This window comes from Streptomyces sp. XY431, from assembly GCF_001279805.1.
In the GTDB taxonomy this organism is placed as follows: Bacteria; Actinomycetota; Actinomycetes; order Streptomycetales; family Streptomycetaceae; genus Kitasatospora; species Kitasatospora purpeofusca.
In genome coordinates this window covers 18,816-32,015 of record NZ_LGDO01000391.1, presented here as the reverse complement: position 1 = coordinate 32,015, position 13,200 = coordinate 18,816, and the positions used below count along the sequence as shown (strand labels likewise).

At 74.8% G+C, this 13,200-nt stretch carries 9 protein-coding genes; 8 read left to right on the top strand and 1 reads right to left on the bottom strand.

Annotated elements, in window-relative coordinates; genetic code table 11:
- Window positions 1–199 precede the first annotated feature (199 nt).
- Window positions 200–2,236, bottom strand: a complete 2,037-nt coding sequence (locus tag ADK60_RS27110) for a hypothetical protein (RefSeq protein ID WP_053649430.1) — start codon at window positions 2,234–2,236, stop codon at window positions 200–202.
- Window positions 2,237–3,034: 798 nt separating this feature from the next.
- On the opposite strand from ADK60_RS27110, the gene ADK60_RS27105 reads away from it, so the two are divergent.
- The 8 genes from ADK60_RS27105 (at window position 3,035) to ADK60_RS27070 (ending at window position 13,179) form a co-directional block, all read left to right on the top strand.
- Window positions 3,035–4,237 carry a hydroxymethylcytosylglucuronate/cytosylglucuronate synthase gene (locus tag ADK60_RS27105; protein WP_053649428.1) on the top strand — a complete coding sequence of 401 codons (1,203 nt, stop codon included), beginning with the start codon at window positions 3,035–3,037 and terminating at the stop codon, window positions 4,235–4,237.
- A gap of 43 nt (window positions 4,238–4,280) precedes the next feature.
- On the top strand, window positions 4,281–5,282 hold the full coding sequence (gene blsE / locus ADK60_RS27100) for a cytosylglucuronate decarboxylase (RefSeq protein ID WP_053649425.1): 1,002 nt from the start codon (window positions 4,281–4,283) through the stop codon (window positions 5,280–5,282).
- Window positions 5,270–6,181, top strand: coding sequence for a CGA synthase-related protein (gene blsF, locus ADK60_RS27095; RefSeq protein WP_234371266.1), 912 nt, complete (start codon window positions 5,270–5,272; stop codon window positions 6,179–6,181). The genes blsE and blsF overlap by 13 nt, the downstream gene beginning before the upstream one ends.
- Window positions 6,182–6,260: 79 nt before the next feature.
- Complete coding sequence (blsG, locus tag ADK60_RS27090) at window positions 6,261–7,433, top strand: arginine 2,3-aminomutase (RefSeq protein ID WP_052709570.1); 1,173 nt, start codon at window positions 6,261–6,263, stop codon at window positions 7,431–7,433.
- Window positions 7,430–8,608 carry a DegT/DnrJ/EryC1/StrS family aminotransferase gene (locus ADK60_RS27085; RefSeq protein ID WP_053649424.1) on the top strand — a complete coding sequence of 393 codons (1,179 nt, stop codon included), beginning with the start codon at window positions 7,430–7,432 and terminating at the stop codon, window positions 8,606–8,608. Before blsG ends, ADK60_RS27085 begins: the two co-directional genes overlap by 4 nt.
- Window positions 8,605–9,915 (top strand): ATP-grasp domain-containing protein, encoded by a 1,311-nt coding sequence (locus ADK60_RS27080; RefSeq protein WP_234371264.1) that lies wholly within the window; start codon window positions 8,605–8,607, stop codon window positions 9,913–9,915. The genes ADK60_RS27085 and ADK60_RS27080 overlap by 4 nt, the downstream gene beginning before the upstream one ends.
- 5 nt (window positions 9,916–9,920) lie before the next feature.
- A complete protein-coding gene (locus ADK60_RS27075; RefSeq protein WP_053649472.1) occupies window positions 9,921–11,165 on the top strand; it encodes an MFS transporter in 1,245 nt (414 codons plus the stop codon).
- A 136-nt stretch (window positions 11,166–11,301) separates the two neighbouring features.
- On the top strand, window positions 11,302–13,179 hold the full coding sequence (locus ADK60_RS27070) for a hypothetical protein (RefSeq protein ID WP_053649422.1): 1,878 nt from the start codon (window positions 11,302–11,304) through the stop codon (window positions 13,177–13,179).
- Window positions 13,180–13,200 lie beyond the last annotated feature (21 nt).

Genomic DNA, 13,200 nt, shown 5'->3' with positions numbered 1-13,200 from the left:
ACGATCGCCGTACCGCCGCCGAGGGCCTTCAGGGTGCCCGGGCACACCAGAGTCGAGCACGGTCGACCTGCCCGTGCCCGGGCGGGTGGCGGCGGGCGCGCCGAGGATACTTCCGCCGGACACCCGGACACCCGGACACCCGGACACCCGGACACCCGGCGGCGGTCGGCGGACCGACCGCCGCCGGGCGGTTGCGGAGTCAGGCGAGCTTCTGGCAGAGCAGCGCGTACGGCCGCGCCGCCCAGAGCTGCCACCAGGGCTGGCTGTACGCCACACCGGCGATGAACTCGTCGTCCGCGCACTGGCCCTTGCCGAAGCCGTACGCGAAGTCGCCGCCGCCGGCCACCGCCGGGCGGTTGTCGCCGTTGTCGAACCACAGGGTGCGGCTCGCCGTGCCGAGCGGGGTGGCGGACTCGGCGCAGAGCACGCCGAGCGTCCGGCCGTTGCGGCTGTAGCCGGAGACGAAGGAGCCGGCGGGGCACTGCGCCTTGGCGTAGCCCGGTGCCCAGTCGGTGTTCACGTACGTCCCGCCGTGGTCGACGAGGTAGCCGTGGTTCGCGCCCCAGAGGTTCGCGCGGGTGACGTCGCTGCACAGGCCGTTGTCACTGCCGTGGGCGAGGCCCAGCAGCCGGCTGCCGTCGGGGCAGGAGGCCTTGAGGGCCGACGGGTCCCAGTCGGGCCGGGTCCGCAGGTAGGCGGACTGGTTGTCGTCGATCAGGCTCGCGCTGAGCGTGGTCCAGTTCACCAGCGGCACCGGGGACTGCCCGGCGCTCCAGGAGGTGATCGGCCACTCGCGGTGGAAGGCGAGGAACGGCAGGTCCTGTTCGAGGATCGGCGTGCCGAGGATGACGAGGCGGGCCATCAGCGCCCCGTTGATGTCGAGTCCGCCGTAGAGGGCGATCGTCCCGTTGATCTCCGGCTCGGGGTGGGTGGCGTCCAGGAGCACCGAACCGTTCACCGCCACCCGCAGGTACGGCTCGATCGACGCCTTCACGCCGACCGTGTCGTAGAGGGCGACGGAGGCCTCGGCGAGCAGCCCGGCCTTCGCCGTGGCGGAGCCCCGGAGGTCGAGGCGCAGCGGGGAGACGGTGGACGTGCCGGGGTCGGTGGTGGTGGTCCAGCCCGGGCCCTTGACGTAGTCGGAGTGGACGCCCCAGGTGCCGTCGTACGCCTGCTCCGCGTCGAGGGTGACGGTGCCGTCGGCGCTGATGTCGGCGTAGAGGGTGAAGGCCAGGTTGATCACCACGGGCAGGACGCCGACCATGACCACCGGGCTGGCGCTGTACGAGGCCAGGGCGATCCGGACCGGGCCGGTGCTGCCGGTGAGGGCGGCGCTGACGTGCCAGTCGGCGTGGGCGCCCAGGGTGAAGCCGATCCGGGCCTGCTGCGGGTCGATCAGGCCGAGGCCGCCCCGGTAGGAGAAGTCGACGGCCGGGTGGAGTTCGACCGAGCCGGAGAGCCTGGCCGAGGAGCCGCCCGGCAGCGGGACGGTGGCGTCGGCACTCAGCCCGAGGCCGCCGGAGACCGAGCCGCTGCCGGAGGTCGGGCCGAGGTCGGTGGTGACCTGGAGGCCGCTGATCCACGGCTTGACCTCGAAGGCGGCGGGGCTTATCGCGCTGTGCAGGTCGGCGCTGGTCGCGCCGAGCAGTTCGGGGAGGGTCGCCGGGCGGGTGGTGACGGCCACCGTCCCGTCGGCGGCCGGCTGGACGCCGGTGACGGCGACCAGTGCGCCGTGCGGGGCGGCCGGGGTGGGCGGACTGTCGATCAGCTGGCCCGGCCGGACGGCGGCCGCGGCGGACTCGGCCTGGGCGGATTCCGGGTTGGCCGCTTCGGTCTCGGCCGCTTCGGTCTTGGCCGCCCCCTTGGCGGAATCCGCCCCGGCCGGGGCGAGCACGGCGGTGCCGGCCTTCGGGTCGTAGGAGGAGAGCGCGAGCGCCGGGGCCGCGGTGGTGGTCGCGGGCGCGCTGCCCTGCGCCGGCGTCACCACGGTGGCCTCGGAGGTGGTGCCGGTGGCCGGCGGGGCCAGCGTCGTGGGAACGCCGGGCACGCCGGGCGCGTCGGGGGCGTCGGGGGCGTCGGCGCGGGCGGAGGCGGTGGTGGCGGGCGCGGTGGCCGTGGTGGTCGTGGTGGGCGCCGGTCCGGCCGCGGTGGCCGAGGTCGCGCCCAGGATGCTGCCGCAGAGGAGGAGCACGGTCGTTGTCGCGGCGGCTGACAGCGTCAGCTTGCGCACGGTCACGTGGAGGGTCCCTTCGTGTCAACGGTGCGGTGGTGGTGCCGACTTGTGGTCGGCCGGGTCGCCGGTGGCTCCGGCAGCCGGGAAGCTAGCAGGCGGCGGAGGGCGTCTCCTGGTGCTATGTGACGTTTCACAGGTCGCGATCATCAAGATGTCATGTCCCCGCCGTTGAAGCTTTGCCCGGTGCTCGCCGCCCCGGGAGGGCCGGGGCGGCCGACCGTCATGGCCGAGCGGTCGACCCGGGTGACCGCCCCGGCCGGGGCGCGCGCGGACGGCGGACCGTGAACGGCGGGGCCGCGGACGGCAGGACCGTGAACGGCGGGACCGGTCGCATCGTGATTCCCCTCGGCAGGCGGCGCACACGGGAGTCGGGCGCGCGGGCCGTTCAGCCGGACGGCGCGGAATCGACACCGCACGCTCCTTCACTGAACTCGCGCGCCCCGAGGGCGACAAGCCGCCCGCCGGGGGCGCTCGGGGGCGCGACGGAGCACTCGCGCGAAGCGCGCGAGACCGCCCGCGGACACGGGTGCGCCGACCCGGGGGAGGCTCGCCCCGACCGACGGTGCCCCCGGGCGGGCCGCGGGAGGCGCGTCCGCACGCCGGGCGACCGCGGGAGGGGCGGGGGCCCAACGGCCGTACGTCAACACAACGATGACGAAGTTCACCTGCCGGGGTGGAGTAGCGGGCAAATCCGTCAGTAGGCCAACTGTCCCGTCCTGTCTGGGTGCTAAGACTACGAAGCATGCGCCACAGGGCGCGGTGGTCGACCGGGACGGGCCGGCGCGGGAGGAGGCGGGGCGGATGCGGGTGAGTGGAGAGAGCCGGACGGTTGCCGTGGCCGGGGTGGATTTCGGCTGGGGCAGCTCCGGGAAGCTGAGCGCGGTACTGGCCGCCCTGCAGGCCCGCGGCGGCGAGCGGACCAGGTTCGTCGGGCTGGCCTCGGGGCTGGGTCGGCCGGTGCTGGCGGGCTCGCCCGTGGAGCGCTGGTTCGACCTGCCGGACGCGGAGCCGGAGCGGGAGCTGGCGCGGATCGTCCGGGAGCAGCGGGTCGCGGCGGCGCTGGTGGTGCTGGACGGCGGGCTCGCGCGGGCCCTCGGCGACTGCGGGGTCCCGGTGGTCTTCGTGGACAGCCTGCCGTTCCTCTGGACGGAGGGGGACCGCGCCGAACTCCCCCTGGACGCCGAGGTCTACTGCGCGCAGCGGTGCGTCGACCTGCCGCCGGAGTGCACCGGGGTGCTGGCCGACGTACGGCGGCTGCGCTGGGTGGACGCGGTGATCGCCGGGGGCGGGGCCGGCCGGCGCGCCGTTCCCGGGCCTCGTCCGCGCCGGGCGCTGGTCAGCCTGGGCGGGCTGCGCGCGCCCCAGCTCGACGACTGGGCGAGCTATCCGCAGCTGGTGCTGCCCGCCGCGCTGGAGGCACTGGCCGCGTCCGGGGTCGAGGAGGTGCACGTCGCCGGGAACCTCCCGGCCTGGCTGGCCGGGCAGTTGGTGGACTCCTGTCCGGTACCGGCGGCCACCACGGTCGGCGCGCTCGCCCACGAGGACTTCCTCCACCGCCTCGCCGAGTGCGACGTGCTGCTCGCCTCTCCCGGGCTGACCACGCTGCTGGAGGCCGGTCGGCTGGCCGTGCCGACGGTCTGCCTGCCGCCGCAGAACCTCAGCCAGATCTTCAACGGCCGTTTCCACGAGCGGGCCGTGGGCGGCGGGACACGCGTGGTCTGGCCGAAGGAGGTGTTCACCGAGGAGGAGGCGCTGGCCCTGCGGGCCGGCGGCGAGGGGCGCGCGCTCGACCTCATCTACGGCGGCATCGCCCGGGCCGCCCAGCAGCACCGGCGCGCCACCTCCGCCGCGGTGCGGGGCCTGGTCGCCGAGGCGCTGCGCCGGGTGGAGCGGGAGCCCGGCACCGACTGGGGCGCGCTGACGGCGGAGGTCGGCACCGGGGGCGCCGCCCAGGTCGCCGACGCCATGGTCGAAGTCCTGGGGGCCGTCGGCCCCGCCCGCTGATCCGTCCGACCGCTCCGACCACCACGCCGACGAAAGGGTCCGGGTGTCCGCCACCACGCCGACGCGCGCTCGCTACCTGTTCATCCGCATCCTCGAAGCCTGCAACGCCGACTGCTTCATGTGCGACTTCGCGCTCTCCCGCGACACCTTCCGCTTCTCCCGCTCCGACTTCGCCGAGCTGCTGCCCCAGGCCAGGGCCGCCGGGGTCGGGTACGTCCGCTTCACCGGCGGCGAGCCGCTGATGCACCCGGACGTCGTGGAGCTGGTGCGCGCCGGCGCCGAGGCGGGCATGCGGATGTCGCTGATCACCAACGGCTCGATGCTTCCGAAGCTCGTGAAGGACCTCGCCGCGGCCGGGCTGGCCCAGGTGATCGTGAGCCTCGACGGCGCCTCGGCGGCCACCCACGACACCTACCGCCGCTCCCCCGGCATGTTCGACGCCGGGCTGCGGGGCCTGCGGATGGCCGGCGAGCTGGGGGTGCTGCCGCGCGTCAACACCGTCGTCGGGCCGCACAACTACACCGAGATGCCGGAGCTCCGGCGGGTGCTGACGGAGGCCGGGGTACGGCAGTGGGAGCTGTCCGCGCTCAAGCTGGACCGCTCGATCCGCTACCCCGACCCGGACCATGTGCGGGCGGTCTGCGACCCGCTCTACACGGCCGGTCCGCAGAGCGAACTCGTCCCGATGGGCAAGCGCTTCTACGGCGACACCCCGGAGGAGCAGTGGCACTACTTCGAGGAGTCCACCCCGCCCCGGGCCTCGCTGCCGCTCTGCCACGTCACGGACGACGTGATCTACATCGACGGCCGGCGCGGCCGGATGCACGCCTGCAGCTGCATCCCGCACCGGGAGGACGCCGACGGCCCCGGGGGCGCGCCGATCCGCGAGAACGGCGCGCTGCTCCTGGACACCCCGGCCTTCCGGGAGCACGCCGACCACTTCCGCACGCACGGGCCCCGGATGTGCAGCGGCTGCTCGACCACGGCGGCCGGCTACAGCGACGACGTGGCCCGGCTCGGGGAGGTGGCACCGTGGCGGTACTGACCACCGCTCCGGCGGCGCCGACCACCGGCCCGACGGTGCTGCTCGCCTGCCGCGAGCAGCAGTTGGACTCCGTGCTGGCGCTGCGCCGGGTGGCCGCCCATCTCGGCGACCTGCCCCGGTCGACCGACAACGGGCACGCGCTGCCGGGCCAGACCCTGCCCGGCGCCGCGCTGGTCTGCGACGAGGAGGCGACGACCGCGCGCCTCGCCCGGCTCGGGGTGCCGGTACTGCACCTGCGCTCGGCCCCCGGCAGCGCCCTCGCCCCGCTCCCCGCCGACCGGATGCTCACCCGCGCCCAGTGGCCCGGCTGGCTGGAGCGCCCGGCCGGCGAGCGGCCCACCGGACTGCTGGCGCCGGCCCGGCTGAGCCGTCGGCGGGAACGGCGCGGCACCCTGCTGCTGCTCTCGCTCTGGGCCGTCCCGCCGCCCGAGGCCGAGGCCTTCGCCACCGGGCCGCTGCCCGCGCTCGTCCGGGAGGCCGTCCGCCGTACCGGTTCCTGCGCCGTGGTCGGGGACACCGGGCTCGACCCGGTCCGCGAGGCCATCGCCGGCCTGCCCGGGGTGACGGTCGACGCGGCGACCGAGGCCGACGCCGACGAACTGCACGCCCGCGCCGAACTCCTGCTCGCCTCGCCGACGTGGGGAGCCGTCGCGCTGGCCCAGGCCCGGCGCGCACCGCTCGCCTTCCTCCCCCCGCTCGGCACCGCCCAGCGGGAGCTCGCCGAGCGGGTCACCCGGCTCGTACCGGTGCCCCGCGCCGCCGACCCCACCGATCCCGCGCTCTGGCAGCCGCCGTCGGCCGAGGAGCAGTGGGGCGCCGTCGGCCCCGGGCTCGACGATCTGCGCGGCGCGCAGGGCGTCGCCCGCACCGTCCGCCAACTCCTGCTCGCACCGCCGTAGTCGGCACCCCCGCCGCAGTCGCCGCAGTCGCCGCGCCCACCGCCGTCGGCCGACGTCCCCCCTCGCGAGGAGCCACGCCATGTCCCACGCCGCCCCCACCGACCGCGAAGACACCACCGGACCGCCCCCGGCCAGGCCCGCCCCGGACCGGGCCGAGTGGGACGACTGGCGCTGGCACATGCGCAAGCGCGTCAACACCCTCGAGAAGGCCCGGGAGTGGATCAACCTCACCGAGGACGAGGAGCGGGCCATCGCCGGGGTGGCCGGCCGCTACCGCTGGAGCATCACCCCGTACTACGCCTCGCTGATGGACCCGGACGACCCGAGCTGCCCGGTCCGCCAGCAGGCCGTGCCCGCCGCCGAGGAGCTGCTGGAGTTCCCCGGCGCCGAGGTCGACCCGGTCGGGGACACCCTCTACCGGCGCACCAACCGGGTGGTGCACAAGTACCCGGACCGGGTGATCCTGCTCGTCACCGAGGCCTGCCCGGTCTACTGCCGGCACTGCACCCGCAAGTTCCACACCACCGACCTCCAGGGCAGCTACTTCCGGGACGACGAGGGCGGCGCCTACGACGAGGACCTCCGCTACATCGCCGAGCACCCGGAGATCCGGGACGTGCTGCTCACCGGCGGCGACCCGCTCTCCTACCAGGACGGCCGACTGGAGGAGATCGTCGCCGGGCTGCGCGCCATCCCCAGCGTGGAGATCATCCGGATCGGCTCGCGCTTCCCGGTGCTGCTGCCGCAGCGGATCACCGAGGAGCTCTGCACGATGCTCTCCCGCTACCACCCGGTGTGGCTGAACACCCACTTCAACCACCCCAAGGAGATCACCCCGGAGTCGGCCGCCGCCGTGGACCGGCTGCTGCGCCACGGCATCCCGGTCGGCAACCAGACCGTGCTGCTGCGCGGGATCAACGACGACGTCCCGACCATGCGCCGGCTGATGACCGAACTGCTGCGCATCCGGGTCCGCCCGTACTACCTGTACCACTGCGACAACGTCACCGGTGTCGCGCACTTCATGACTTCCGTCGAGAAGGGCTGGGAGATCATGGAGGGCCTCCAGGGCCACATCACCGGGTTCGGCGTCCCGCAGTACGTGCTCACCACGAAGATCGGCAAGATCCCGGTCTCCCGCCCCTCCTTCACCGAGACGCCCGACGGCGGCCTGCTGCTGCACAACTTCCGCGGCCAGCAGCTGCTCGTCGACGCGACGACGCACCCGATCACGGAGACGGACGCCCGATGACCCTCCACCAGCGGCAAGGCCAGCGCTTCCTCCCCTACGGCGCCAACTACCTCGACTGGTCCGACATGGCGGAGCTCAAGGAGGTGATCGACCACCAGGTGCTGTTCCGCTACCAGACCGAGCAGGAGAGCATGGCCTCCCGGCTGGAGCGCCGTGTGGGCGAGCGGCTCGGCGTCGCCCACACGCTGGCCGTGCACAACTGCACGGAGGCGCTGCGGCTGGCGCTGATCTCCACCCGCCCCTCGATCGGCGACCCGGTGTACATCCCGGCCGTCACCTTCGTCGCCGTGGCCGGAGCGGTGCTGTCCTGCGGGCTGGTCCCGGTGCTGGTCGACGCCGACGAGTCGCTCGCCCTGGACCGGACCCTGCTGCCGCCGGACGCCCAGCGGGTGATCGTGGCCCACATGGAGGGCTCGGTGGCCACCCTGCCGGAGGGCGTGCCCTACCTGATCGAGGACTGCGCGCAGACCCTCGGCGGGCGGTTCCCGGACGGCCGGGAGGTCGGCACGGCGGGCTACGCCGGAGTGTTCAGCTTCCACCACAACAAGGTGCTGACCTCCGGGGAGGGCGGCCTGGTGGTCACGGGCGACGAGCGGGCCGGGGCCACCATGCGCTGCTACCACGACCACGGTTCGGCGCGGGTGCCCGGCCACTACCCGACCTGGGACCAGGACGCCCACTACGGCGAGAACTTCGTCACCAGCGAGGAGGTCGCGGCCGTCCAGTGCCAGCAGTTCCGGCACCTGGACGAGGTGCTGGCCGGGCTGGAGCGGATGTACACGCTCGCCCTGGCCGAGCTGCCCGGCCGCACCGACATCCGGCCGCTGCCGCGGGCCCGCGGCGACGTCAAGGTGAGCATGCGCCTGCGCTGCGAGTCCCGGGAGCTGCGGGACGCCGCCGTGGCGGCCCTCACCGCCGAGGGCATCGCGCACTGGACGCTCGGCAAGTACCTGCTGCCCGAGCACCCGGTGCTCACCGGCCGCCGCTCGCTCTACGCCGACGGCTTCCCCTGGAACCACGCCCCCGAGGGGCCGCTCCAGCTCAGCCGGGACGGCTTCGCCCGCACCCGCGACCTGCTGGACCGCACCCTGTGCCTGCCGCTCTCCCCCGAACTGCCGGAGGCCGAGCAGGCGGCCGCGGTCAAGACGATCCGGCGCGTGCTGGAGGCGGTGTGAGCGGCACCGGCCCGGTGCTGCTCATGGTGGACGACCGGCCGTCCACCTTCACCCGGTACGCGGCCCGCACGCTCCCCGAGCACCTCGTGCTGCTGCGCTTCGAGGAGCTGCGCGCCGACCTCTCCGAGGACCATCTGCGCCGCACCGCCCATCTGCCCGCCTTCTGGGTGCGGGCCGGTGAGCCGCTGGAGCGGGAGGCGGAGCGCTACCGCGCCTGGGCGGCCGCCGAACTCCCCGTCGCGCCCGAGCGGTTCTGCAACCCGTCCGAGCCGCGGCAGGCGCTCGCCCAGCGCTTCGCCGCCCTCGCCGGGCTGCCGCACCTGACCGAGCAGCAGGTGGCCTGGGTGCGCGACAAGGCCGCGATGAAGCGCCGCTTCCGCGAACTCGGCCTGCGCACCGCCGCGTTCGCCCGGGTCCGGGAGGCCGCCGGGATCACGGCCTTCGCCGCCGAGCACGGCTGGCCGCTGGTGCTCAAGCCGGTGGACTCCTTCGCCTGCGTGGACACCCACCGGCTGGACGGCCCCGAGGCGCTGTCCGGCCTCGACCTCACCGCCCGGGACTGGATGGTGGAGCAGTTCCTCGGCGGTACCGAGTGGGAGGTCTGCGCGGTCATCCACCGGGGCGAGGTCCTGGACGCCTGGCCGAGCGCGATGCCCTGCCGTCCGCTGGACATCGTCGACGGGGCGATGAACGCCAACATCAGCGTGGGCACCGACGAGGCGCCGCCGGTGGACCTGCGGGCGCTGCTGCAGACCGTCGTCACCGGCATGGACATCGACCACGGCTACGCGCACATGGAGTTCTTCCTCGTCGACGGCGAGCTGTACGCCGGCGAGATCGGGCTGCGGCTGGCCGGCTGCGAGATCCCGGCCAACCACGGGCACGCGTACGGCTTCGACGTCTTCGGGGCCACCCTGGACGTCTACCGGGGGCTCGCACCGGAGCTGAGCTATCGTCAGAGACGGTGTGCGGGCGACCTCCTGCTGCCACTGCCGGGCTCCGGGACGGTCCGCCGGATCACCCCGGCGGAGGAGCTGCTGCGTGTCCCCGGGGTGGTCGACGCCGTTCTCAAGGTCGGGGTCGGCGACACCGTCTCCGCCCGGCGCGCCTCGCACAACGCCTCGGGGTACGTCCACGTGGTCGGGGCCTCGATCGAGGAGGTGGAGCGGCGGATGCGCGACGTGCTCGGCGCCTTCGTGATCGACCTGGCCCCCGTGGTCGACCCGGTCCTCGTCATCGACCAGACCCCCGTGATCGATCCGGCCCCCGTCATCGACCAGACCCCCGCCCGGGAAGGAGCCCGTTGAACCAGGTGAGCACCTCCGGCCCGGACCGGGACACCCTGGCCCAGCGCTTCGGCACGCTGCTGCGCCGCCCGCACGTGCCCGCGGTGGCGGGGTGGAGCCTGGTCTGCCGGCTGCCGGTCTACCTGATGTCGCTGGCCACCGTGCTGGTGGTCCGTGAGCAGGGCGGCAGCTTCGCCCAGGCGGGCCTGACCAGCGCGCTCTACACCGCCGGGATGGCGGTCGGCGGGCCACTGGTCGCCCGGCGGCTGGACCGCGCCGGGCGGCGGCCCGTGCTGCTCGCCACCGGTCTGTGCTACCCGGCGGCGCTCGCCGCGCTGGCCTGGAGCACCCGGCCCGGCTCCTGGGGACAGCTGGCCGCCGCCACCGCCGCCGGGATCGCCCTGCCGCCGGCCAACGCCTGTATGCGCTCGCTCTGGGCGCGGCTGCCGCTCGCCGACAGCGAGCGGGACACCGCCTACCTCTGGGAGGCGATCCTCACCGAGGTCCTGGTGATCGGGGCACCGCTGATGCTGGCCGCCCTGATGCTGACCGGATCGGCCGCACTGGCCGTCACCGCCGTGGCCGCGCTCGGCGGCGCCGGTGCGCTGGGGCTGGCCCTGGTCCGGCTCCCGCCGGGGACGGACCCCGACCCCGGCACCGAGCGGCGCGACCTGCTCGGGCCGCTGCACAACCCGGCGATGCTGGCGCTCACCGCCGTCATGGCGGCCAGCGCCGTGCCGATCGGGCTGCTCACCCTCGGCATCCCCGCCTTCGTGGTGGCGCACGGCTCCCCCGGCGGCACCGGCCTCGTCTACGCCTGCTGGGGCGTCGGCAGCGCGCTGGGCGCGATCTGGCTCGGGCGCTCGCAGTCCGACGTCCCGGCGGCGGTGCGCTTCCCGCGACTGGTGCTGGCCTACGCGCTGGGGACGGGCCTGACCCTGGCGGCCGGCTCGCAGCCACTGCTCGCCCTCGCCCTGGCCGTCGGCGGCGCGCCGATCGCGCTGGTGTCGGCCGTCGAGATGACCCTGGTCGGCTCGGTGGCACCGAACGGCTCGCTGGCGGAGGCCTTCACCTGGGCCTCGCTGGCCACCGTGCTCGGCGACGCGGTGGGCCAGCAGGCCGGCGGGCTGCTGGTGGAACCGCTCGGCGCACGCGGGGTGTTCGCCGTCGCCTTCGCCGTCGCGCTGGGCGCCGCCGTCCTGGCCTTCGCCGTCCGCCCGCTGCTCGACCGGGGCACCGCGACCGCGACCGCCGCGGAGTACGCCGCATGACCGGACGCCCCGTCCCCGTCCCCCTACCCGCACCCCTTCCAGGGCCGGCGCAGGCCCCGGCACCACCCGCCGGACGGTGTCACCCGCCGCTCCGGTGCCACCCACCACTCCCCTCCCGCCCACGAGGTCACCGACGATGAAGCCCGAAGGCCCGCTGTTCCGGCCCGTCAAGCTCGCCCAATTCCCCTCGGCCGTCAAGGAGTTCCTGGCCGCCTCGGACGCCGACCCGAACGCCTCCCCCGCACTCGCCCCGGGCACCGTCGGGGTAGTCGGGGTGCCGGTCCCGGTCGACGGCCGCACGGACCTGGCGCAGAGCCTGGACCTCGCCGAGCAGCTGTACGACGCCCTCCACCGCCCCCGGCCGCTCGACCTCGGCATCGTCCTCGGCGCCGACCGGCTCCCGGACGGCCTCGCCGAGCTGGCCGGACCGCTGGCCACCGAGTGGCTGCCCGAGGAACAGCTCGCCGACACCGCCACCTTCCTCCGCGACCGCCCCGGCAGCCTGCTGCTGGTCGGCTGCTACGACCACCTCACCCTCGACCCGGTGCGCTCCCTGCTGTTCGCCACCTACCGCAGCCCCACCCACGCCCTGACCCTGCTGAGCGGGCGCGACGCCGCCTCGCTCGCCTGGAGCGTCGCCAAGCAGTACGCCCGTCCGGCGGCCGCGATCGGGGCCGTCGGGCTGTTCACCGACACCGACCGGCCGCCGCACCTGCCCGGCGTCCAGGTCCACGACGACCGGGACTTCGAGCGGGTCGACATCCAGGCCGCGATCCTCGGTACCCACTGGCGCAAGGTCGCCTTCCAGGGCCACGGCAAGGACGACAGCGTCAATCTGGGCGAGTTCACCATCTGCGGCCTCAGCCCGGCCGCCGAGGCCCGGCCCGGGCTGCTCGGCCCGCGCTGCTCCTACGGGCTGCCCTGCTACAAGCCCGAGGACAAGCTCGTCCCGCTGCACCGGGTGCCGGCCGTCGAGGTGGTGCTCAGCGCCTGCAACAGCGGCCCGCTGGCCGACCTCGCGCTGTACGACCCGAAGTACCAGCTGCTGCTCAACGCGCTGGACGGCCCGGCCCGCACCGTGGTCGCCGCCGTCTCGGTGCACGACTCCGACCGGCCCGAGAACGTCGCCTGGATGCGCGCGGCCCTCACCGGCGGCGACACCGTGGACACTCTCAACGCCAGCCTGGCCGGTTCGCACCCGTACCCGGCGTTCCTGCGGTTCGGCCTGCCCGACGCCACCACGCCCGCTCCCGAGCCGGCCGACCACCGGCCGGACCCGCTGCTGCTCACCGTCGGCCGTCGACTGAACGCGCTGCTCGGTTCCGAACTCCTGCCGCACAACCACGCCCTGCGGCCCCGGCTGACCAAGCTGGCCCGGAAGGTGGACCTCTGGGTGGCCCGGCCCACCCATCTCGCCGACCAGTCCGCCGCCGAGATCCGGGCCTCGCTCACCGCCGACCTGCAGTCGCTCGACCATGTGTTGGCCGGGCAGGTCGCGGCGGACCCCGAGGACGAGCTGATGAACTACCCGGCGCACTTCGGCGACCGCAGTTCGCTGGACCCCGAGGTGCGCGAGGTCGCCTGCCACTGCGGGCGCCCGGCCCAGGAGTTCACCCGGCGCGGCCTGCTGCCGCAGATCCTCGACACCGTCTGCGCCGTCTGCATGCGCTGCGGGGACGTCACCTTCCGGCTGCCGGAGGCGCCCTCGCTGCTCGCCCACAGCGCCGACGAGGTGCCGCAGGGCGGCGTCCTGGAGGTGCGCGCCGAACTCACCGCCGCCCGCACCGGCCCGGTCCGGCTCGGCCTGTTCGTCCCGAGCTACCTGCGCGCGGACGTCACGGTCGAGCCCGAGCACGCCAAGGTCCGCGCCGTCGGCGGCCGGCCGACGGACGTCGGGTTCCGCGTCCGCTTCGACCCGGCCACCGCCCCGCAGGCCTACTACTTCACCGTCTTCGCCGTCCAGGACCTCGCCGTCTCCACGGCCCGGCGCCACTTCGGCGTCCTGCCCGGCTGACCCGCCACCCCGACCGCACAC

Coding starts and splice junctions, on each gene's coding strand:
- ADK60_RS27105 (WP_053649428.1), top strand. CDS start 3,035: ATGCGGGTGAGTGGAGAGAGCCGGACGGTTGCCGTGGCCGGGGTGGAT.
- blsG (WP_052709570.1), top strand. CDS start 6,261: ATGTCCCACGCCGCCCCCACCGACCGCGAAGACACCACCGGACCGCCC.
- ADK60_RS27085 (WP_053649424.1), top strand. CDS start 7,430: ATGACCCTCCACCAGCGGCAAGGCCAGCGCTTCCTCCCCTACGGCGCC.
- ADK60_RS27070 (WP_053649422.1), top strand. CDS start 11,302: ATGAAGCCCGAAGGCCCGCTGTTCCGGCCCGTCAAGCTCGCCCAATTC.